This window comes from Paenarthrobacter sp. 2TAF44 (genome assembly GCF_052114885.1).
Classification (GTDB): Bacteria; Actinomycetota; Actinomycetes; order Actinomycetales; family Micrococcaceae; genus Arthrobacter.
The window spans coordinates 1-22,352 of record NZ_JBFRFP010000023.1 but is presented as its reverse complement, the minus strand read 5'-3'; the positions used below and the strand labels follow the sequence as shown (position 1 = coordinate 22,352).

General features: G+C 60.7%; 16 protein-coding genes. 10 read left to right on the top strand and 6 right to left on the bottom strand.

All coding sequences use genetic code 11. The features are described from left to right. Positions 1 to 69 precede the first annotated feature (69 nt). Both AB4Z15_RS19465 and AB4Z15_RS19460 read right to left on the bottom strand, forming a co-directional pair. Positions 70 to 1,260 carry an NAD(P)-dependent malic enzyme gene (locus AB4Z15_RS19465; protein ID WP_442018579.1) on the bottom strand — a complete coding sequence of 397 codons (1,191 nt, stop codon included), beginning with the start codon at positions 1,258 to 1,260 and terminating at the stop codon, positions 70 to 72. Positions 1,261 to 1,541: 281 nt separating this feature from the next. Beyond that, positions 1,542 to 2,150 (bottom strand): TetR/AcrR family transcriptional regulator, encoded by a 609-nt coding sequence (locus AB4Z15_RS19460; protein WP_442004505.1) that lies wholly within the window; start codon positions 2,148 to 2,150, stop codon positions 1,542 to 1,544. A 211-nt stretch (positions 2,151 to 2,361) separates the two neighbouring features. On the opposite strand from AB4Z15_RS19460, the gene AB4Z15_RS19455 reads away from it, so the two are divergent. The 6 genes from AB4Z15_RS19455 (at position 2,362) to AB4Z15_RS19430 (ending at position 11,261) form a co-directional block, all read left to right on the top strand. Next, positions 2,362 to 3,489, top strand: a complete 1,128-nt coding sequence (locus AB4Z15_RS19455) for an FG-GAP repeat domain-containing protein (protein ID WP_442018578.1) — start codon at positions 2,362 to 2,364, stop codon at positions 3,487 to 3,489. Positions 3,490 to 3,539: 50 nt separating this feature from the next. Then, positions 3,540 to 4,685, top strand: coding sequence for an FG-GAP repeat domain-containing protein (locus AB4Z15_RS19450; protein WP_442018577.1), 1,146 nt, complete (start codon positions 3,540 to 3,542; stop codon positions 4,683 to 4,685). A 171-nt stretch (positions 4,686 to 4,856) separates the two neighbouring features. Continuing rightward, complete coding sequence (locus tag AB4Z15_RS19445; protein WP_442018576.1) at positions 4,857 to 6,578, top strand: FG-GAP-like repeat-containing protein; 1,722 nt, start codon at positions 4,857 to 4,859, stop codon at positions 6,576 to 6,578. Between the two features lie 142 nt (positions 6,579 to 6,720). After that, positions 6,721 to 8,004, top strand: coding sequence for an FG-GAP repeat domain-containing protein (locus tag AB4Z15_RS19440; protein WP_442018575.1), 1,284 nt, complete (start codon positions 6,721 to 6,723; stop codon positions 8,002 to 8,004). A gap of 65 nt (positions 8,005 to 8,069) precedes the next feature. Beyond that, positions 8,070 to 9,362 (top strand): FG-GAP-like repeat-containing protein, encoded by a 1,293-nt coding sequence (locus tag AB4Z15_RS19435; RefSeq protein ID WP_442018574.1) that lies wholly within the window; start codon positions 8,070 to 8,072, stop codon positions 9,360 to 9,362. Positions 9,363 to 9,413: 51 nt separating this feature from the next. Further along, on the top strand, positions 9,414 to 11,261 hold the full coding sequence (locus tag AB4Z15_RS19430; RefSeq protein ID WP_442018573.1) for an FG-GAP repeat domain-containing protein: 1,848 nt from the start codon (positions 9,414 to 9,416) through the stop codon (positions 11,259 to 11,261). Here the strand turns inward: AB4Z15_RS19430 and AB4Z15_RS19425 are convergent. Beyond that, positions 11,258 to 12,562 carry an MFS transporter gene (locus AB4Z15_RS19425; RefSeq protein WP_442018572.1) on the bottom strand — a complete coding sequence of 435 codons (1,305 nt, stop codon included), beginning with the start codon at positions 12,560 to 12,562 and terminating at the stop codon, positions 11,258 to 11,260. The two genes, AB4Z15_RS19430 and AB4Z15_RS19425, sit on opposite strands and share 4 nt — an antisense overlap. 159 nt (positions 12,563 to 12,721) lie before the next feature. Here AB4Z15_RS19425 and rraA point away from each other — a divergent pair, with 159 nt between their 5' ends. Further along, positions 12,722 to 13,195 carry a ribonuclease E activity regulator RraA gene (gene rraA / locus AB4Z15_RS19420; protein ID WP_216926304.1) on the top strand — a complete coding sequence of 158 codons (474 nt, stop codon included), beginning with the start codon at positions 12,722 to 12,724 and terminating at the stop codon, positions 13,193 to 13,195. 133 nt (positions 13,196 to 13,328) lie between these two features. Next, positions 13,329 to 14,981, top strand: a complete 1,653-nt coding sequence (locus AB4Z15_RS19415) for an MDR family MFS transporter (protein WP_442018571.1) — start codon at positions 13,329 to 13,331, stop codon at positions 14,979 to 14,981. 98 nt (positions 14,982 to 15,079) lie between these two features. Here AB4Z15_RS19415 and AB4Z15_RS19410 read toward each other — a convergent pair whose 3' ends face one another. Beyond that, positions 15,080 to 16,810: a urocanate hydratase gene (locus tag AB4Z15_RS19410; RefSeq protein ID WP_442018570.1), complete on the bottom strand. Its 1,731-nt coding sequence runs from the start codon at positions 16,808 to 16,810 to the stop codon at positions 15,080 to 15,082. A gap of 217 nt (positions 16,811 to 17,027) precedes the next feature. Further along, positions 17,028 to 18,218: an acyl-CoA dehydrogenase family protein gene (locus AB4Z15_RS19405; protein WP_442018569.1), complete on the bottom strand. Its 1,191-nt coding sequence runs from the start codon at positions 18,216 to 18,218 to the stop codon at positions 17,028 to 17,030. 266 nt (positions 18,219 to 18,484) lie between these two features. On the opposite strand from AB4Z15_RS19405, the gene AB4Z15_RS19400 reads away from it, so the two are divergent. Then, positions 18,485 to 19,945 (top strand): purine-cytosine permease family protein, encoded by a 1,461-nt coding sequence (locus tag AB4Z15_RS19400; RefSeq protein WP_442018568.1) that lies wholly within the window; start codon positions 18,485 to 18,487, stop codon positions 19,943 to 19,945. 86 nt (positions 19,946 to 20,031) lie between these two features. Here AB4Z15_RS19400 and AB4Z15_RS19395 read toward each other — a convergent pair whose 3' ends face one another. Beyond that, entirely contained in the window at positions 20,032 to 20,871 is an 840-nt protein-coding gene (locus tag AB4Z15_RS19395) for an IclR family transcriptional regulator (protein ID WP_442018567.1), read from the bottom strand. Positions 20,872 to 20,992: 121 nt separating this feature from the next. On the opposite strand from AB4Z15_RS19395, the gene AB4Z15_RS19390 reads away from it, so the two are divergent. Continuing rightward, positions 20,993 to 22,207 carry a CaiB/BaiF CoA transferase family protein gene (locus AB4Z15_RS19390; RefSeq protein WP_442018566.1) on the top strand — a complete coding sequence of 405 codons (1,215 nt, stop codon included), beginning with the start codon at positions 20,993 to 20,995 and terminating at the stop codon, positions 22,205 to 22,207. The last annotated feature ends 145 nt before the right edge of the window (positions 22,208 to 22,352 follow it).

Here is a 22,352-nt window from a genome sequence, read left to right as displayed (position 1 = left end):
AAAAAGCCACGACGGCGACGCTCCCCAGCAAGGGAGGCGTCGCCGTCGTCGGTGTTTGGTCGGTAAGCGCTATTCGGTCACTGCTGCGGCAACGGCCGCGGTGACAGCCGGTGCCACGCGGGCGTCCAGCGGGCTCGGCACGATGTAGTCGGCGGAGAGGTCTTCCTCGGCCAGCTCAGCGATGGCGCGTGCAGCGGCAATCTTCATGGCGGGCGTGATGCGGCGGGCCTTGGCGTCCAGTGCGCCACGGAAGATGCCCGGGAAGGCCAGCACGTTGTTGATCTGGTTCGGGAAGTCGCTGCGGCCCGTTGCAACTACGGCCGCGTACTTCTGGGCAACCTCGGGGAGAACTTCCGGGTCCGGGTTGGACAGGGCGAACACGATCGACTGGTCGTTCATGAGCTTCAGGTGTTCTTCATCCAGCTTGGAGGAGGAAACGCCTACGAACACGTCGGCGCCGGTCAGGCCCTCGCCCGGACCACCTGTGATGCCGCGGGGGTTGGTGCGCTGGGCCATACGGGCCTTGACGCTGTCAGGATCGGCCACAAGATCGGCACGCTCAGCGTTGACTACGCCCTTGGAGTCGAGCAGGATGACGTCCTTGATGCCAACGGCAAGAAGAATCTCGGCAATCGCAATGCCGGCGGCACCTGCGCCGGAGACAACAACCTTCAGGCCGGCGAGTTCGCGCTTGGTCACCTTGGCAGCGTTGGTCAGGGCAGCGAGAACCACGACGGCGGTGCCGTGCTGGTCGTCGTGCATGACGGGGCAGTCGAGTGCTTCGATGAGGCGCTCTTCGAGTTCGAAGCAACGCGGAGCGGAGATGTCCTCAAGGTTCACTGCACCGAAGCTCGGGCGGAGGCGGACCAAGGTCTCGATGATCTCGTCCACGTTGGTGGTGTTGAGAACCAGCGGGATGGAGTCAAGGTCGCCGAAGGACTTGAAGAGGGCAGACTTTCCTTCCATGACCGGGAGGGAAGCGCTGGGGCCGATGTTGCCCAGGCCCAGGACGGCGGTGCCGTCGCTGACAACAACAACCAGGCGCTCAGCCCAGGTGTGGGTGCGGGCGAGCTCGGGGTTGGCGTGGATTGCGCGGCTGACCTGGGCGACGCCCGGGGTGTACGCGATGGAAAGGTCACGCTTGTTGTTCAGGGGAACGGTGCTGGAAATCGTCAGCTTGCCGCCCTCGTGTGCTGCGAAGATCTCTTCTTCGCTCAGTACCAAGGCGTCATTGTCAGTAGCGATTGTCTCAATGGACACGTCTTTGTCTCCTCAGGCTAGCCGTGGACCCACGGCATGATTCGGGCAGGAACAGAACTGCTGGTTCGGACCAAGGGTGGCTGGCCCGGAAGGTGCATCTGCAGGTATGGGCTGCTAGCCGCTTCGGTACTTCCAGCGTAGGGAAGCATGGAGGGTACAAGATTCAATACCAAGAGAGACGATTCGAGAGTAAAACGTTTGGGCAGATTCAAAAGTGATCCAGCTCACGCGAAAAAACGCATTCTTGAGAGCCGGTGGTCTAGACCGGAAGACCTATATCGTCATTCTCCGGTCAGCAGGCTGCACGCCTTCTTGAGGTCCTTTTCGGCTTCAAAGAGCGACAAGCGACGACACCGGACGGCCTGGACCAGACCACTGACCAGATGCAACAGAATCCTGGCCTTCGGGGCGTCATTTCCGGGCTCTTTGCTCAAGGAACCCACAACTTCTTCGGACAGGAGGTCAATCTCCCGCAGCAGCTGGGCGGTATCGCTATCTTTCCCGGCAGGCCGGATGAGGCAGTGCTCCACGCCGGGCTGCATGACCCTCAGGTGGAAGATCTCCATCATCAGACCTGATAAAGCATGGCCCTTGCCCTTCCTCTGGCGCACGCCGTCGCGAAGCTCGCGCAACTGCTGCCGGTAGACGGCCAACATAAGATGCGCGGTGGAGGGGAAGTAGCGGTAAAGCGTGCCCAGCGGGACGTCCGCTTTGGCGGCAACGTCCGACAAACTCAAGGTGTCGAACTGACGTTGGGCAAAGCCCGCCGCTGTCTTCAGGATGCGGGCATAGCGCAGCTGCTGCCGCGGCGTGGTCGGTGCGGCAGCCATACGGGGCAACCCCGTCGTCAGATCAAGGGAGTACGGTTCCAGGGAAAACGGTTCGGGCATTTCCGGCGATCTCTTGGCAGGCTGGCAAGGAAACGGCCGGCTTGGGTCACAGGACCCGCGGCAGGCCGATCGCATCAATGATACGTGAGCAAAATGACCGTTTCCTGAGAGCGCCCCGCTTTGAACCCATCCCATGCCGCTCCCGGGAAAGGGCGGGTGCCACACATACACTGCAGGAAGATTTGGCTGCGCATACGGGAGGAAGACCACTATGGGGAATTTTCGACGTCGGATGGCAGCAGCGCTGCTGACCGCCGCTGTGGCGGCGGTGGCACTGAGCCCCCTGCCGGCGTCGGGCGCATCCAGCAACGGACCGGACCCCGTAGTCATCGGCGATGCGTTTGTTGGAAAGACGCTAACAACGGAAATCGGCCCGTACACCTTCTATGGCTGCGGCGGCGGAAAGGGCCCGGACTTCACCGTTTACTGGACAAGGGACGGCTTCCTTGTGGCGGGCGAAACCGGGCGCAGCTACCTCCTGCAGCAGGATGACACGGGCGCGCGGATGGCCGTGCACCTGACCGCCAGCAAAACCGCCTGCGGAGGCGAAACCCTCCACAGCGACGAGACCGGACCCGTCGCTGCACCCAACCGGGCCAACGGATTCACGGGCCGCAGCTTCGAACTCCTGACGCGTGGAAGCGACGGCTCGTTGATGCTGTACGGGAGGACGGGCGCCGCGTGGGATGCCGCCCGCACCGTGGGCTGGGGGTGGAACGTCTTCAACCTTGTCCTTTCCCCCGGAGACTTCAACGGTGACGGCAAGGGCGACGTGATCGCACGGGATTCAGCAGGCACTCTTTATCTCTATGCCGGTGACGGAACCGGGGGTTGGAAGCCGGCCCAGACCATCGGCAAGGGCTGGAACATTTTCGACTCAATCGTCAGTCCCGGCGACTTCAATGGGGACGGCAACAACGACATCCTGGCCAGGGAACCCGGCGGCGCCCTCTATTTGTACCCGGGCAATGGTTCCGGAGGCTGGCTGGCGAGGACCGCCGTCGGGCAGGGCTGGCAGGTGATGGACACCCTGCTGACGCCTGGCGATTTTAACGGCGACGGCAAGGTGGACGTGTTGGCGCGCGACCGCAGTGGCTACCTGTATTTCTACGGCGGCAATGGGGCGGGTGGCTGGACGCGGTCGTGGCTGGTTGGCGTCGGCTGGAACGTCCTCAAAGCCGCTGGCGCCGCCGGTGATTTCGACAAGGATGGCTTCCCGGACGTTTACGGCGTGGACCAGCAGGGCCGACTGGTGATCTATTACAGCGATGGCCGGACCGGATGGCGTACATCCCAAGTGGTGGGTAACGGCTGGGGCGGCTTCACAGCAATCTTCTAGCTGAGTCCCAGCCGCGGTAAGATTAGCCGCATAAGTCTGGGGAGGACACAATGAACGCTCTATCATGCCGTGCATCAGGCGTGCGCCGAGCGGTAGCCGGGATTGCGGCCGCGCTTATTGCCGCCGTCGCTTTCGCCCCGGCACCTGCCATGGCAACCATGGACCCCACAGATCCCGTGGTTCACGGTGCGCCGTTTGTTGGCTCCACGCTCAGCGTGGAGATCGATCCTGCTTCCTACCGGGGCTGCGGCGCGGCCGCCGGCCCCGACTACCACATCTACTGGACCCGTGACGGCGAGCACGCTGACGACCACACGGAGTGGTGGAACTACAGGCTCACCGAAGAGGACCGCGGCAAGACCATCGCCGCTTACGTCGCCTCGAACTATCCTTGTGACCCCATGGAAGTTGGCAGCGCCGAGACTGTAGAGATCTCCGCCTCCAACCGGGCCAACGGCTTTACCGGGCGTGGCACCTTCGAATTGCTTGCCCGCCGCGCAGACGGCACCCTCATGCTGTATCCCCGCGTTGGCGGCGCCTGGGAATCCGCCCGAACCGTGGGTCCGGGCTGGAATGGTTTCGGGACCGTCCTCTCCCCCGGCGACTTCACTGGGGACGGCAACAACGACATTCTCGCCAAGGACTCGGCCGGGAACCTCTTCCTCTACGCAGGAACCGGAGATGGCCGGTTCTCCGCAGGCCGCCAAATAGGCTCGGGATGGAATGGCTTTAACTCGATAGTCTCCCCTGGCGACTTCAATGGGGACGGCAACAACGACATCCTCGCCCGCGACTCCGGCGGCCTGCTCTACCTCTACCCCGGAAACGGCGACGGCGGCTGGCTCAGCCGATCTCTTGTTGGCAGCGGCTGGAACGTGGTCAACAAGATCGTCACGCCCGGCGACTTTGACGGCGACCACAACGTGGACATCCTGGCTCGCGACACCTCAGGTGCCCTGCGCCTGTACAAGGGCAACGGAGCTGGCGGTTGGGCAGGCATGGCCGTGATCGGGCAAGGTTGGAACGGCATGGCGGCCATTGGCGCCGCCGGTGACATCGACGGTAACGGCAATGTAGACGTCTATGCAGTGGACGGATCCGGCCAGCTGCTGGCCTACTACGGCGACGGCGACGGCGGCTGGAACGGCGCCCAAACCATTGGCTGGGGTTGGGGCGGGTTTAACGCCTTGTTCTAGGGATTGGGGGATACCATGACGACTTTTTCATCTGTGCGGCCAGGGGCTTTTGTGCATTCAGCTTTTGTGCATTCAGTACGGACGGGTTTTCACATCCTTCTAGCCATCCTCCTGTGCTCTGCGCTGGCAATTGCAGTCCCGCCTCCCAGCGCTACGGCTGCGGGACCAAACGTGCCTCTTCCCACAGTGGTCACCCGTACTTCGCCAGCCACGGTGGGTCCCGGGAGTGTTATCTCTTTGTCCTTCACCCTGAGCGGTCCCGCGAAGGAAGTAGGTTTCACCTACGTCAATGAGGACACCTTGGAGCAGGCCACCCTCTACGGACCTACCAGCCAGCTGTCCGGGCCCTACAGCGCGCAAGCCAAAGTGCCCGTGGACGGGAGCGCCTTCCAGCGAACCGGGCGCTACAAACTCCTCAGCGTCAACATCATGCTCCCCTTGGGCCATGGGGTTGTCCGCTACGGCCGCGACGGCAACATCCTCTTCCTCTCGCAGGGGCTGGAAGCACCAACCCAACGGCCGGGGGCCTTGGACGGCGTCGACTTCGCCGTCAACAATCCCAACTTCCCGCTGGTGGACAATCCAAATACCAAGCCGCCAACCATCACAGGAGTGGCGCGCTACGACCAAGTGCTGACCACGGACAACGGCTCTTGGACCCAAACGCCCACCGGCTTCGCCTACCAGTGGCTGCGCAACGGCCAGCCGATCCCTGGAGCCACGCTCAACACTTACCGCATCGCAGAAGCAGACCTGGATCAGACGCTGTCAGTACGGGTCACGGCCACGCGGGCAGGCTACCGGGCTGTGTCGGCATCCTCGCTCCCACTGACTCCCACGTCACCCATCACAGCAACCGCTCCTGCACTCCAAGGCAAGCTGATCGTGGGCGAGAAGCTCACGGGCGTCTTCAACGAAGGCAGTGTTTCCAGTGGGACAGCCGGCGGGCCCGTCAGCGTCAGGTATGAATGGGTGCGCAACGGTACGTTGATCAGCGGTGCGACGACGAAGACTTACACGCTACAGGCAGCGGATCGTGGCGCCGTCGTTGGTTTCCGGGCAGTAGTCCAGGCGGGTAATCCAGTGGCGGCCACCCGCCCGTTTACGGTTTTCGGCCGCACCGTGGTCCGGAACAAGCCGCACACGGCAGGTTTCGACGCCGGGGCCTCCATGGACCTGTTCGCGCGGAATGCTGCGGCGAACCTGCTCCTGTACCCCACTGACGGCGCTGGCCACTGGCAAACTCCCCGGACTATCGGCTTTGGTTGGGGCGTGTTCGATATCGTCTTCAACGCGGGCGACTTTGACGGAGACGGTTTCAATGACGTCATCGCCAGGGACCACGACGGGGCCCTGTTCCTGTACCCCGGCAATGGGGCTGGCGGCTGGCTTCCGCGCAAGCAGATCGGCTGGGGCTGGGACGTCTTCGATTCGATCATCGCCGCAGGCGACTTCTCGGGCGATGGCAACAACGATGTCCTCGCCCGCACGCCGCTAGGCGCCTTGGTGCTCTACCCAGGCAACGGGACGGGCGGCTTCAAAGCCCCCGGCGCCGTGGGCCAAGGGTGGGACGCCCTCAGCCAGGTCTTCTCGCCCGGCGACTTCGACGGCGACGGCAACCCCGATGTCCTGGGCCGCGACAGCGCCGGAAACCTGCGGCTCTACGGCGGCAACGGCAACGGCGGATGGACGACTGCCCGCTCCATAGGCACAGGCTGGAACGTCATGTCCCGCATTGGTGGAGCTGGCGACTTCAACGGCGACGGCTTCAACGATGTCTGGGCAATCGACGCCGCAGGCCAACTGAACATGTACTACGGCAGCGGCATCGGAGGATGGAAAGGCGCCGGCGTTGTTGGCTGGGGCTGGGGCGGGTTCACGGCGGTTTTCTAAGCCGATATTGGTTGCGTTTTCGGCTTGACTTGTCTTTTGCTTGTATTTTTGCCAGCAAATTCCCAGACTGTCGGTGTCTCCATGTACTCTCAAGTCACTTACACGCGCCGGCCATCTGCGACCGGCCTGATTTGGGGGAACCATGGGGAGCACTCCTCTGCGCCGCGTGCGCAGCTGGCTGGCCGCATTTATGGGCAGCGTTATTTTGGTCGGCGGGCTGGGTTTGGCACCCGCAGCCCATGCCGATGACACGTTCGCACCGGTACCTGTAGCGGTCTCCACGACGCCAGACGCGATCAGCGCTGGCGGGCAGGCAACTTCACACGTTACCTTCCAGGCATCCGGTCCGATTACCGACGTGTACGTCCTGTTCCGAAATACAGCAACGGGTAAGCTCCACACGACGATGACGCAAGGCTCTTACAGCTCCGCTGATTCGACGTACTCGTTCGACGTCTTCTTTGCACAGGGGACCCCGCCGGGAACCTACCTTGCCCAGTACATGCAGATTCAAACCGCCGCTGGTCAGGAAGTTGGCTACTGGCGCGACGGTTCCTTGATCCACAACCCCGGCAACCTCCCCGCCTCCGGAACTGCGGCTGTGGCCTTGGATGCCTTGGACTTCAACTACGTGACTCCCGTAGACATCGATCGTCCCCACACGTCTGGCTTCTACCGCGCCGAGTATTGGGATTCGTACACGATGAGCCTGTTCGTCCGGGACTCCTGGGGCCGCCTCGGCTTGTTCCCCACCGGTGGAAATGGCACGTGGCAGCAGGCATATGAAGTCGGCTCGGGGTGGAATATCTTCAACACGATGTTCGCTGCCGGCGACTTCAACAACGACGGCGAGAATGACGTGATCGCCCGTGACAGCGCCGGCTCGCTCTTCCTCTATCCAGCCGGCTGGCACGGCGGTTGGTACCCGAGACAACAGATCGGTTGGGGCTGGGGAATCTTCAGCACCATCTTCGCGGCGGGCGACTTTAGTGGAGACGGCAACAACGACCTCCTTGCCCGCAAGTCTTCCGGTGAGCTCGTGCTGTACCCGGGCAACGGCCAAGGCGGATTCCTGGCTGCTTCGACGATTGGCTGGGGATGGGGCGGCATGACTTCGGTGTTCTCCCCGGGTGATTTCGACGGCGACCACAAGCCTGATGTGCTGGCCCGCGACGGCGCCGGAAACCTGGTCTTCTACGGTGGCAATGGCCATGGCGGCTGGACCACCAGCCGTGTGATCGGCCAGGGCTGGAACGCCATCACGAAGCTCGGCGGCGCTGGGGACTTCGACGGCGATGGCGCCAACGACGTCTGGGGCATCGACACTTCGGGTCAGATGCGCATGTACTACGGCAACGGCTCAGGCGGCTGGAAGGGCTCCGCTGTAGTTGGCTGGGGCTGGGGCGGCTTCAACGCTGTCTTCTAGGGCTTTATCTCGTTGGAAGGGGCCCCGACCGGATTGATTGGGCGGGGTCCCTTCTTTAGCACTGCATGACCCTTACTACCGCCGGTTGGATCTCACCAACCCATCTCTTGGAGGATTTCTTGGAGCCCTGTACTCCTTCGCCCAGCGTCGCGCCACGGCTGCGCCGTTTACTGTCAATCCTGACCGCGTCCCTGGTGGCGGGTCTTCTTGTGGCTCCGGCCCTGCCTGCACATGGTTCCGTACCGGCGCGTGGAGTGCCTTCCCGCTTGGTATATATCAACGGCACACCCCAACTGGGCGGCGATCCAACCGTCGGCGGTTTGCTGAAGGTGGACATCTCGCAGACGTTTGCCCATGTTTCACCTGAGGGAGGAGCTCCGTCCGTTTCTTACTCCTGGACCAGGGACGGAGTGGAGATTCCGGGCGCAAGTGGCCTAACGTATCGCGCAACATCAGCTGACTTGGGACGCGTAATAGCTGCGAACGTTACCGTCGTCTACGACGCCGACTCACAGCTCACGGTCCAAGCAGCCAACCCGTTGCGGGTTGCAGCAGCGGTGCGCGCCCGCGGATTCAGGGGGGACGGCACACTTGATATCTTCGCCCGTGACTCCTCCGGCCGTTTGTTGCTCTACCCCACGGACGGACACGGCAATTGGCAGGCAACCCAAGTGATCGGTTGGGGTTGGAACAACTTCGACCTGTTGGTCTCTCCCGGTGATTTCGACGGCGATGGCACGGTCGACGTCATGGCCCGGGACGCCCAGGGACGGCTCTTCCTCTACCAAGGAAATGGTTCTGGAGGGTGGAAGAAGGCTTTCCAGGTCGGCCAGGGGTGGCAGGGATTCAAGGACCTTGTGGCGCCCGGCGACTTCAACGGAGACGGCACAAACGACATCCTGGCGAAAGACAACTCGGGCAATCTTTTCCTCTATCCGGGGAACGGTCGGGGTGGATGGCTCTCCCCATACAAGATTGGGCCGGGGTGGGAAAGCTACTATGTCGTCGGTGCCGGACATTTCCTTGGCACTTCGGACCTTGTTGTTCTCACCCGCCCTTTCTGGGGAAACCTGGAAGTGCGAACCACACAACGAAACGGGTGGTTTGAAGAATATGGCCTGCCTGGTGGTTTTGCTGGCTCCATCGGGTGGGGCTGGGAATCAGTGGCACGCATCGGCGTAGCCGGTGACTTCAACGGGGACGGAGACTCCGATGTCTACGGAATCGACAGCGTGGGCCGCCTGACAATGTATCTGGGCGATACCTCGGGCATACGCCACTCCGGCATCTACGGCTATCGGTGGAAGGGTTCCCCTGTAGTCGGCTGGGGCTGGGGCAACTTCACCGCTGTTTTCTAGGCTCGCATTCTTCCGCCCTTTGGCAGCAGCTTCTCTTTAGGAGACTTGGACATGACGAATTGTTCGACCCGATTCTCAGGCCGCCATCTGCGTATCCTGGCACTAGTGTCAACGGTCATGCTGGCGAGTCTTCTTCTGCACACCCCAACTGCTGAGGCAGCGCCAACAGGCGCTCGTTCGTCAGCCGTGAAGTCCTACGTATGGCCGCCGGATCCGGCGTTCTTGAGCATCAGCGCAGCAAGCACGGCAACCGTTCCCGTGGGTGGTGAGCTCCGATTGAACTTCACGGTTGCACGACCTGCAACCTCGGTGGATTTTGTAATGCTGGATGAATCCGGGGCAACGGAGAGCTTCATGTTCTGGAAACTCTCTCCTGATGCCCAGCCACAACTTAACGGGACAGCAGTTCGCACCGTGCAGGCAAGCGAGGCAACCGGAAAATACACACTCAGACAGGCCAGCGTTCGCTTTGCTGACGGTTCATCCGCGACAATAGACCCCCGAAAATACAGCGGGGCTTCGTCTGTGACGGATGACTTTCCGCAGGCTACGTTCAGCGTCAGTAACCCGGCTATAAAACTTCAGCCAAACGTTAACCTGACGCCTGCCTACATTGAGGGGCCGCCTGAAACCGGGATTTGGGCGAAAGCCAACCTTGGAACGTGGAAAGGCGGAGTATCCCATGCTGACTACCAGTGGATGCTTGACGGGGTGGACCTCGAGTACAAGTCCTATGACTATTACCTGTCCTCTTTTGCCGTAGGCTCGATGGTTTCCTTCAGAGCGAAGGTCTATTCACCTGGATTTCTGCCCACGATGGTCGTCTCGAAATCGGCAGGCCCCGTTATTCAGCCTCGTCGCCCCAAGGTATTGGGTGAAGGAGCTGTTGGCTCCATTCTGCGAACTGACTTCAGCCTTTCCGAGGTATCCATTCCGCCCGGGGCAAGCCCAATTGTCAAGTACCGCTGGGTCGGACCTCCCTATGCGGAGCGACCGAGCGGTGCGACCTATCGTCCGACTCCGCAGGACCAGGCTCATGCCTACTCCGAGCACTTTGTCGCGGCTGAGGTCACCGTTTCGTCCGGCTGGGACACTTTGCGGGTTGTGACCAGCGAATGGAAGGAAAATATCAAGGATTCCCACTGGTCCAGTGGATTCGATGGCGATGGAACAACGGATTTCCTGGCCCGCGACCGGTCCGGCATCCTTAGCATGTATCCCACGTCAACACAGGGCGGGTGGCAGGCGCCCCGCGCTGTCGGGCAGGGATGGTCTGGGATGACGTCCATCTTCAAGACAGGCGATCTTGACCGCGATGCCAAGAACGATGTCGTGGCCCGGGATACCGAGGGCCGCCTCTTCCTCTATCCGGGAGACGGCCAAGGCGGATGGCTCCAACCGCGGCAAATCGGCACAGGCTGGAATGTCTTCAACACCATCTTTTCAGCAACCAGTACGAACATCGACGGTGGCCATAGCGCCATTTACGGCCGCGACGCCAACGGAACCTTGTGGCAATTCGCCAGCTACAGCGGTGGTGGCCTGACCTACGGTGGATACCCGATCGGAACTGGTTGGAACATGTTCAACACGGTCTTCCCAGCCGGCGACTTCAACGGCGACGGCGTCGAGGACTTGATGGGCCGAACTCCCTCCGGGCTGCTCTATAGCTACCAAGTCGACGGCTCCACCATCGATCAACGCCAGGTCATAGGGGTTGGGTGGCAGGTGATGGCCAGAGTTGGAGCGGCCGGCGATTTCAACGCAGACGGTCATCAGGATGTTTATGGGATCGACTATTCCGGTCGAATGCACATGTACTACGGAAACGGCGCGGGTGGATGGAGTGGGTCCTCCGTCGTCGGTTGGGGCTGGGGCAACTTCACCGCCGTCTTCTAGACAACGCTCTTAATCTTCACCACGAACACGGCGCCCAGCAATCCGATGACTGCGGCGGCTACGTACAGCGAGACGTAGCCGCCCCAGTACGTGACAAACGGGAAAGCAATCAGCGGGGCAACCACCTGCGGCAGCGAGTTCGCCACATTGATCACACCCAGGTCCCGGCCACGGTCCAATGCAGTCGGCAGGACCTGGGTGATCAGGGCGAAGTCCACGGCCAGATAGGCGCCAAAACCGATGCCCAGGACAATGGCGCCCGTAATGGCGCCGGCCCACGTCGGCGCAAACCCGAGGATCAATGACGCTATAGCGATGATCACGGACGACGCGATGACCAAAGGCTTCCGCTTGCCCATCCGGTCGCTCAATGTTCCGCCGATCACGCTGGTGATAATCACCATGACCGCATACAGACCGGTCAGGATAAGCACTCCGAATGCAGGTTCGATGCCCTCGGTTTCCTTCACGTGCACGGCATCGCTGAGGAAGAACAGCAGATAGAGCGTGACCATGTGGTTGCCAATATTCACCAGCAAGCGCGTGAGCCATGCCCAGGCGAAATCTGGGTAGCGTTTCGGGGAGACCCAGAAGCCTTGGAAAAAACGCAAAAGACTGAACGGTGGACGCGCCTGTGCTGGAAGCGGCTGGTCGTCATTCTTGAACAGATAAAGCACGACGCCGGCCAGCAGCGCCGCTGCACACACCAAGTAGCCTGCGGCAAAGTTTCCAGCCACGACGGCGGCAATCACCGCGCCTGCCAGGATGCCAACTGTTTGTCCCATGGCTGCCAAACCACCAACAGTGCCGCGTTGGGGCACCGGAACGCGGTCTGGAATCGCCGCCGTGATGGCAGCGTAAGCGCCGTTGCACCCGGCCTGCACCAAGCACCACAGCGCTGTCATGACTGCGACGTTCGGCGCTCCCGCCAGTCCTACGAGTGCCACCGCCCCTAGGATCGCTCCCACGAGGACCCACGGAACGCGGCGTCCGAAGCGGGACACAGTCCTGTCACTGAAAGCGCCGAACAAGGGGTTGGCCACCAAAGAGACGGCCGCGCCGCAGCCCGTGACCAGAGCGAGGATCGCTTCTTTTTGGGCTTCGTCAAAGTGCGCCGCCTGCTGCCCAAGGAGTACCTGGATGGGGCCGAAGAATGCCGCATTGATGCCCACGTTGATGAGCACGACGCCAGTAATCCACAGGGTGCGGACCCGGTCCACTGGTTCGGCGAGAGCTGTGGCCGTGCCGCCCCGGACTATGGCGGGGTCCGGTACAGGACCGGGCAGGTCGGACAGGCTCATGGCAGGTTCCCCCTAGATTGAACGTCTGGATTCAGATTAGCGCGGGTGAAGGGCATGGAACCGAAGTTCACCTCAGTTATCCACATAGTCCACGACGTGCCCGTGCCCCTCACGTGGCGCACGCGTTAGTGTGGCCTCAAACGTATGGAGGAGAAGGACATGAGCGAGCAGATTAATACGGCTGATCTCTATGACGATCGAGGCGAGGAATTGGAATCGGTTGCAGTCCAGTTCCAGAACCTGGGCGGTCACACGCACTTCAGCGGACAGGTACGTACCATCAGGTGCTTCGAGGACAACGCCCTGGTTAAGACAGTCCTTGGGACGCCCGGCGAAGGAGCCGTTCTGGTGGTTGATGGTCAGGGATCATTGAGGACTGCCCTCATGGGAGACATGATCGCTGAAAGTGCTGTGGCCAATGGCTGGGCTGGCGTGATTATTAACGGAGCCGTCCGGGATCGAGAAGCCCTTGCGCGCCTGCCCCTGGGCATCAAGGCGCTGGGCAGCAACCCGAAGAAGAGCGCAAAGACGGGTGTAGGTGAGGTTGATGTCCAGCTGGTGATTGACCGCGTGAGGATCCAACCCGGTGTAATGATCTACAGCGATCCGGATGGCATTCTCGTGGAGCGCTGACCCCGGAGACTGGCCGACTTACGAAGGTTGTTCAAGAAACATTCTTCTTCCGGGAATCAAACAGGCATTAGGATAGTTACTGGAAGCAACTATCCTGCTTAGAATCCACTTTTCTGCCACCTCTGGAGAAGATATGTCCAAATCTGCGCCCGTCCGGGCCGCCGGCGAGGTCCTGACGCATCGTCAGACGCTCACCGTCATGGTGGGACTCATGCTCGGCATGTTCCTGTCCTCACTGGACCAGACCATTGTGTCGACGTCCATCTACACCATCGCCAATGACCTCGACGGCTTGTCACTCCAGGCATGGGCCACTACCGCGTATCTCATCACTTCTACTGTGAGCACGCCTCTCTACGGCAAGCTCAGCGACATCTTCGGGCGCCGTCCGCTGTACTTGGCGGCCATCCTGATCTTCCTGGCCGGATCCCTCTATGCCGGGTCTGTCCATTCCATGACGGAGCTTGCGATCGCCCGTGGCGTTCAGGGCCTTGGCGCAGGTGGCCTTTTGGCGCTGGCACTGACCATCATCGGCGACATCGTTGCTTTGAAGGACAGGGCCAAGTACCAGGGCTACTTCATGTCCGTATTCGGCATCTCCTCCGTCCTTGGCCCCGTCATCGGCGGAGCTTTTGCGGGAACATCGACCATCCTGGGCTTTGACGGCTGGCGCTGGGTATTCTTCATCAACCTTCCCATTGGCCTGGCCGCACTCACCGTGGTCTTCATGTTCCTTCACCTGCCTGCACGGCACGTGAAACAAAAGATCGACTATTGGGGCGCGGCAGCCATCACCCTGGCAATCGTTCCGCTCCTTCTTGTCGCAGAGCAGGGCCGGTCCTGGGGCTGGGCATCGGGTTCATCCTGGCTCTGCTACGGCCTTGGCGTCGTTGGCATCGTGGCCTTCTTGTTCGCAGAGATGCGCGCCGGGGACTATGCGCTGATCCCCTTGCGTCTGTTTAAGAACGCAACCTTCGGTTTGTCATCCCTGCTGAACTTCATCATCGGCATCGGCATGTTCGGCGCCATCGCCATGCTGCCCATGTACTTGCAGCTGGTGAAGGGCCTCACCCCCACCGAAGCGGGCCTCATGATGATCACGTTCACCGTGGGCATCCTCTTCGGTTCGATCAGCGCCGGGCGCACCATCTCGTCGTCGGGCGTTTACCGGATCTTCCCCATCCTGGGTACGGCAACCCTGACTGGAGCCGCACTCGTCATGGGCCTGGTGCTCGGCGTGGACACGGGTCTCTGGGTTCCCGGACTCATTGCCGTGTTCTTCGGTGTCGGCCTGGGCTTCTGCATGCAGCCGCTGACACTCGCCATGCAGGTATCGGTGCCCCCGAAGGACATGGGCGTCGGAACCTCCACGGCGGCATTCTTCCGCTCCATGGGTGGAGCCGTGGGCACGGCTGTGTTCATCTCCATGCTGTTCAGCCTGGCCGCGGACAAGATCGCCGATGGCATGAAGACCGCTGCTTCCAGCCCGGACTACCAAGCGGTGATGAAGGATCCGGCCGTGGCGGCAGATCCCGCGAATGCCAAGCTCTTCGATTTCTTCAAGAATGGCGCCAACAACGATTCCCTGAACGACACCAGCTGGCTTCACGCAGCCAACAGCACTCTCACTCGGCCCATCACTGAGGGTTTCGCGCAGTCAATTGACACTGTGATGCTCACGGCGGCTGGTCTGATGCTCGTCGCCTTCCTCATCAGCTTTGCGTTGCCTAACAAGAAGCTCATGGACCCGAAGGCAGCAGCCAAGGAATCTGTCCCGGCCCACTAAGTCCTGAGGAACTGCTGGACTTTTAGACGGTTCAGTCGTTCGACAGGGGAATGGCAGGTAGTCCGTGGACCACCTGCCATTCCTTTTGTGGTTCTTGCCTACTTGCTTTCGTTCATGGGGATGCGGACGCCGCGTTCGTTGGCGACTTCGACGGCGCGGTCGTAGCCGGCGTCGACGTGGCGGATGACGCCCATGCCGGGGTCGTTGGTCAGGAGCCGTTCGAGTTTCTCCGCAGCGAGGTCGGTTCCGTCGGCGACGGAAACCTGCCCGGCGTGCAGCGACCGGCCAATCCCGACACCGCCGCCGTGATGGATCGAGACCCACGTAGCGCCCGAGGAGGTGTTCAGCAGGGCGTTCAGCAACGGCCAGTCAGCAATCGCGTCGGACCCGTCGGCCATGGCCTCAGTCTCCCGGTACGGGGACGCCACGGAACCGGAGTCCAGGTGGTCACGGCCGATCACGATCGGGGCCTTGACCTTGCCCTCCTTCACCAGCTGGTTGAACAACAACCCGGCCTTGGCGCGTTCACCGTACCCGAGCCAGCAAATACGTGCCGGCAGGCCCTCGAATTCCACCCGGTCCGCCGCAGCGTCAAGCCACTTGTGCAGGTGCGTGTTCTCCGGGAAGAGCTCCTTGATGGCCTTGTCCGTCACGGCGATGTCTTCCGGATCCCCCGACAGGGCAACCCAGCGGAACGGGCCCAGGCCCTCGCAGAACAACGGACGGATATACGCCGGGACGAAGCCGGGGAACTCAAACGCCCGGTCATACCCGCCCTTGCGTGCCTCATCACGGATCGAGTTCCCGTAATCAAAGACCTCGGCCCCGGCGTCCTGGAACTCCACCATCGCCTGCACCTGCCGGGCCATGGACGCCTGGGCCTTCTTCGTGAACCCTTCCGGATCCGCGGCAGCCTCCGTGTGCCACTCCGCCACGGTAATGCCCTCCGGCAAGTACGACAACGGGTCATGGGCACTGGTCTGGTCGGTGACCACATCAAAGGTCACTTCCCCGGCCTTGTGACGGCGCAGCAGTTCAGGGAACACCTCGGCGGCGTTGCCCACATACCCCACCGACCAGCCACGGCGCTCGGCCTTGGCGGCCTGGACCTTCGCGATCGCAGCATCCAGATCCGTTTCGACCTCATCCAGGTACCGCTTCCCGGCGCGGCGGCGCAGACGGGTCTCGTCCACGTCCACGATCAAGCACGCACCATCATTCAGGGTCACGGCCAGCGGCTGGGCACCCCCCATCCCACCACACCCACCAGTCAACGTCAGGGTCCCCGCCAGAGGTCCCTCGGTGGAGTCTTCCGCAGCCGGTGCCGGGTGGCGGCCCTCCGCCGCGAGCTTATTGCCCACCGCGGCGAACGTTTCATACGTGCCCTGCAGGATGCCCTGCGTGCCGATGTAAATCCAGGACCCGGCCGTCATCTGCCCGTACATCATCAGGCCCTCGGCCTCCAGACGGCGGAACTCCGGCCACGTCGCCCAGTCGCCCACCAAGTTGGAGTTGGCCAACAGGACGCGCGGAGCCCACTCGTGGGTGCGGAACACACCCACCGGCTTCCCGGACTGCACCAGCAGGGTCTCGTCCTTCTCCATGGTCTCCAGGGTCCGGGTGATCGCATCAAACGCAGCCCAGGACCGCACAGCACGGCCCGTGCCACCGTAAACCACCAAATCATCCGGACGCTCAGCAACCTCCGGATCCAGGTTGTTCATCAACATACGCAACGGCGCCTCGGTCTGCCACGACTTGGCAGTAAGCTCAGTACCCCGCGCGGCCTTAACCGGACGGGCACCAGTAGTGAAATCGGCGGGTGCCATGATGACTCCTTCGTGAAATATCCATGGAACGTTTGATCCATGGTTTGTCTCCAAGCACAGGGAGCTTCATATCTGAGTCTCTTTATGCCCACGAGCTACTGATCTAAGTAGGCCGGATTTTCCTAGGTTGAGGGAGGAAAAAGCGAGCATCCTGTCCGAAGTACCGGACGATGGAAGGGATGATGAAGCACTCATCGCTTTGGGATGGCAGGGGGTGCTAAACGAACGCCGCAAGTCCCGTGATCGCCCGGCCGGCCACCAAGGTGTTGATTTCATACGTCCCTTCGTATGTATAGATGGCCTCCGCATCGCAGAAGATCTTTGCCATCTCGTAGTCAACGGCCACCCCGTTGCCACCGAGGACACTGCGGCCGATGGCGACCGACTCGCGCATCCGTTTTGTGACGAATGCCTTTGCCATCGCCGAATGCTCGTTCTTGGACCTGCCTTCGTCCTCGAGCTGGGCCAGCCTGACCATCATGCCCATGGAACTTTGGGCGTTGGACAGCATGGTGACAAGTTGTTCTTGGATCAGCTGAAAGCTCGCGATGGGCTTGCCGAATTGGTGGCGTTCTACTGCATATTTGCGTGCCACATCAAAGGCGGCCATTTGAAGTCCCACGGCTTGCCAACCGACAGTGGCACGTGTGCTCTTCAGGACCTTGTTGGTGTCACGGAAGCTGTTCGCTCCCGCGAGCTTCATACCGTTGGAGACGATCACGTCTTCCAGAACGATGTCGGCGTTCTGCACCGCGCGCAATGCTATTCGGTTCGGAATAAGCGTCGCCTTGAACCCTGGCGTTGACGTGTCTACGAGGAAGCCCTTAACTTGCTCATCATGGGTGTCCTTGGCCCAGACAATCACATAGTCCGAAAACGTCGAATTGCCGATCCATCGCTTTTCGCCGTTGAGGATCCAGTTGTCCCCATCCCGACGCGCCGTGGTCCGAGTCCCTCCGGCAACATCGGAACCAGCCAACGGTTCAGTAATGGCAAAGACGCCAGTCTTTTTGAGGGAGTAGAAATCCGGTAGCCAGTCAGCCTTCTGCTCCTCGGAACCCAGCAGCTCAATGGAACCCGTGAACAAGCCGTCGTGGCCACTGAAGAATGTCCCGAAGGACGCGTCAACCCTGTGGATTGCCGCCGTCAACATGCCGGCAAAAAGGTGGGAATGCCCCTGTCGGCGGACAGGACTGATGATGTCGAGTTCCGCAACCTTGGGAATCAGGTGTTGGGGAAACTCGCTACGGTTCCAGTGGTCAGCTGCTACTGGGCGGACCTCCGCCTCAAGCCAGCTCCTTATCTCATCCAGACGGCAAGATTCGTTGGCGGGAAGCATCGATTCAAAGTGGAAGAAGTCCCCATCGGAATAGGGGAGATCTACCTTGGCAACAGATTGTGTAGTCATGCGGTCCTCCATTGAAGGCGTGTACGGGAAGGTGGTTTCAATGAACGGCCAGAAGGGAGCGTCTCGGGAAGCTTCAGCGTTCGGCAGTCTTTTCTGAAGGTATACGTCGGAGGACCGCGAAATGGCTCAGGTCACAGTTTTCGAGACATCGTCCGAAATACCGGACGGAACGTGACTTGTTTTTCGTGATGTAAAACACCGATCGTGCTCAGATGGATCGCAGGTAGGGGGACCTGGACTCTCCGTTCAAATAATTAAGGAACACCATGCAGACAGCAACAAATACTGGGGCAGGCGGGACACGGGTCGAGCGGCGTTCCATCGACTTCGTTCCCGAAAACGAACGCCATGGTTCACCAGCCCAGCAATTTACTTTGTGGTTTGGGGCCAACATGCAGATCACTGCGATCGTTGATGGCGCCTTGGCGGTACTTTTCGGAGCAGACGCGCTATGGGCCATTATCGGCCTCTTAATCGGCAATCTTCTGGGTGCTGCAGTGATGGCGCTGCACGCCGCCCAAGGACCGCGTCTGGGACTGCCACAGATGATTTCCAGCCGAGCACAGTTCGGCATCCTGGGTGCAGTAATTCCCCTGATTTTGGTTGTCATCATGTATCTCGGCTTTGCCGCCACTGGAACTGTGCTTGCCGGCCAGGCAGTGGATCAGATCCTGCAGACGGGCACACCCGCTGTGGGTATGGTGATTTTCGGGGCCCTAACAATCCATGTAGCAACATTGGGTTACCGGTACATCCACCTCATGGGGCGCATCGCGACGGTTGCCGGCGTCCTGGGCTTTGGGTATTTGGGCATTCGTTTGTTTACCAGCCATGATGTGGGTGCGCTCCTCGGATCCGCTGAGTTCCAGTTCCCCACATTCCTGTTGGCCGTTTCCCTCAGCGCTGGGTGGCAGTTGACATACGGCCCTTACGTTGCCGATTACTCCCGCTATCTCCCATCGAAAACGCCGGTACGCCAGACCTTCTGGGCTTGCTACCTGGGCACGGTTATCGGCTCTCAATGGTCCATGACTCTCGGCGCGCTCTTCGCCTCCCTTGCCTTGCCGAAGGGTTCGAGGTTCCTGGACGGACAGGTTGCATTCCTTGGAGGGCTCAGCGGTGGAGGTGCCATAGCACTCGTAATTTACTTGGTCATCGTCATCGGCAAACTGACAGTCAACACTCTCAACGCCTACGGCGGATACATGACGATGCTCACGTCCGTTACAGCGTTTACCAGGAAGACCAAGGTGGCAACGTGGACCCGCTTCGCGTACGTGGTGGGCTTCATTGGATTGTCCGTAGTCATTGCTGTTGTCGCCTCACCGGATTTCATAGCAAACTTCAAGAACTTCGTGCTGCTCTTGCTGATGGTCTTCATCCCGTGGAGTTCCATCAATCTTGTTGATTACTACCTGGTTTCCAAGGAAAAGGTGGATATCCCGGCACTCTACGACTTGAACGGACGGTACGGGCGGTGGAACAAGACTGCGTTGCTGTCCTACGCTGCGGGTATTCTCGTCCAGATACCATTCCTGGCCCAAGCCCTGTACACCGGTCCGATGACTGAGCTGCTGGGCGGAGCCGACATCTCCTGGTTGGTCGGACTGGTTGTGACAGCAGCCCTGTATTTCCCCTTGGCTAAGCGGAATTCGACCGCCCCGAGCGAAATGATCTATCCCGTCGATGCTGTCCCTGCCGGAGTGGGCACAGCCCTAAACCACTAAAGCGTCAGCTCGCCCAACAAAGCGCGGCGAGGAGATGCAAAACGAGCAGTTGGGCGCCCCTCAAGGCGCCCAGCTGCTCGTTTTCGTCAGTTGTGGGTTCCAAGCCTCCGTGAGATCTCCCGGGCACACCGATTAACCTCTGGGATCCAGGTCCGGGCAACGTCTTCGATCCTTAATGCCCTCTCCTCAGCCGACTCGTCGTCGTTTCTAAGACGCCTCTCGCTCGGTAGGAATGCCCGGTTAGAAACAGTCAACGTCACGCTTGCTACGGGATATCGTTGCCTATCCAGTACAGCAACGGCCACGGAGGAAAAGCCCTCAGTAATCTCGTCCTGCTCCCAGGCGTAACCGAGGGTACGCGCTCTTGCCAAGAGATCCTCCAGTGCGGGCACTGATTGAGGACCATTGCTGTTCCGGGCCGAAAAGGCTTCCGGGCCAGGAAAGAGCGCCGAGACTTGGGCACGGTCCATCTGCGACATCATTGCCCTTCCGCTCGCGGTCAAATGAGCGGGCAGCCTTACCCCGGTATCCGTCACCAGGGGACGCTGCCGGGGAGCACGTTCCTCAATGACATAAACGACGTCCCTCCCATGCATCACCGCGAGGTGTGCTGTCCGCCTCGTTCGGGCGACCAGCCGCTCCAATGGAAAGCGCGCTATGCGCTGAAGAGGAGCCTGACGCGAATAGCCGGTCCCCAGCTCGTGGGCCGTAACTCCAAGCGCATATTTTCTCTCCTCGGGAAGATGCAGCAGGAATCCATCATCAATCAACGCAGAGATCAGTTGATAAGTAGTGGACCGAGGCAGCCCTACGTCCCTCGCAATTGCTGAAGCGCTCACTGGTCCCGCTTGACCGGCAACGTACCTCAGCACGGCAAGTACCTGCGCGGCAGCGGGCGCTTTCGATCTCGGCAAAGCTCCGTTCATGTCCGAAGCATACTCCTCGTATCGTCCGGTATGTCGGACAACTTGGAGGCCCTTCACTTCATTCCAAAAGGGCGTCCTGTTGAGATGCAACCAAGAAGACCTGCCAATGTAAGGAACACAAATGACCATCACGCAAAGAGTCTCTTCCGGCCTTCTGCCCGTGCACGATGGACAGCCGGAAGATGCCACAGCTTCGCGATCTCAAGGCGCACTCCACGGTATCCGGGTCCTGGATCTTTCCCGCGTTCTCGCTGGCCCCTTCTGTGCAATGATCCTTGCCGACCTCGGCGCCGAGGTCATCAAGGTTGAGAGTCCCGAGGGAGACGACTCGCGCCACTTCGGCCCAAGTGTCAACGGTCAATCGGGCTATTACCGGCTGTTCAACCGAAGCAAATACGGCATCACCCTTAACTTGAAGGACGACGAAGATTCCAGCACTCTCGTCGACCTTGCCAAAACAGCGGACATCCTGGTTGAGAACTTCCGTCCCGGAGTCATGGAACGCCTCGGCATCAGTGCAGAAAAACTACGGCAGATCAATCCGCGTCTCATCGTGGTGAGCATCAGTGGATTCGGGCAAACCAGCAAGCTTCGCAACGCCCCCGCTTATGACTTGATCGCCCAGGCCATGAGCGGTCTCATGTCGGTCACCGGCTGGCCTGACGGCGAGCCGACGCGAGTAGGAGTCAGCCTCGGTGACCTCATTCCTGGAATTTATGGGGCTACTGCCGCACTGGCCGCTCTTCAGGAACGCCATACCACCGGAAAAGGCCAACACATCGACTTGGCAATGCTGGACAGCCTGGTTTCCATTTTGGAATCAGTAGGCATGCGCGCCCTGCACGGAGAAGAACCTACAGCCTGCGGCAACGACCACGCCATGTCCACGCCATTCAGCACCTATAAGACGATGGACGGCTCAATCGCCATAGCCATTGCAGGCGACCGACTGTTTCCCAGGTTAGCGGTGGCTCTCGATCGAAACAGGTGGCTGTCCGATACGAGATTCAGCCAGCAGACCGCGAGGAACAGACATTCAGCCGAGTTCCGCATTGAGTTGGAAGATGCCCTTGGCGCCATGGCAACAGAGAAAGCCGTGGCCCTGTTGGAGCACCATCAGGTTCCCGTTGCGCAGGTGCGTTCCGTTAGGGATGCCCTTACCAATGAGCACGCACAGGAACGCGGTCTGGTGGCTCTGGAGGAAGACGGATTCGCTACCCTGGCGTCCCCCTTGCGTCTAACAGGGTCCGTGCCACCACGCCCGGCTCCACAGCTTGGTCAACATAACCACCTCATTTCGCAATGGACTGGCAGGACGGTCGAAAACCGCCGCTAGTGCCGCGTGTCTAAAGTAGTTTTATGGTTGGTGTTTGGGAGAATTGGGCATGGCTCATCCTCCCGCTCCTGCTTTGGATATTCGTGATGGCGACTTTGAGGTGTTGTCGCGGTGGTCCCGTTCCTCGGCGATGAGGGCAGGGCTG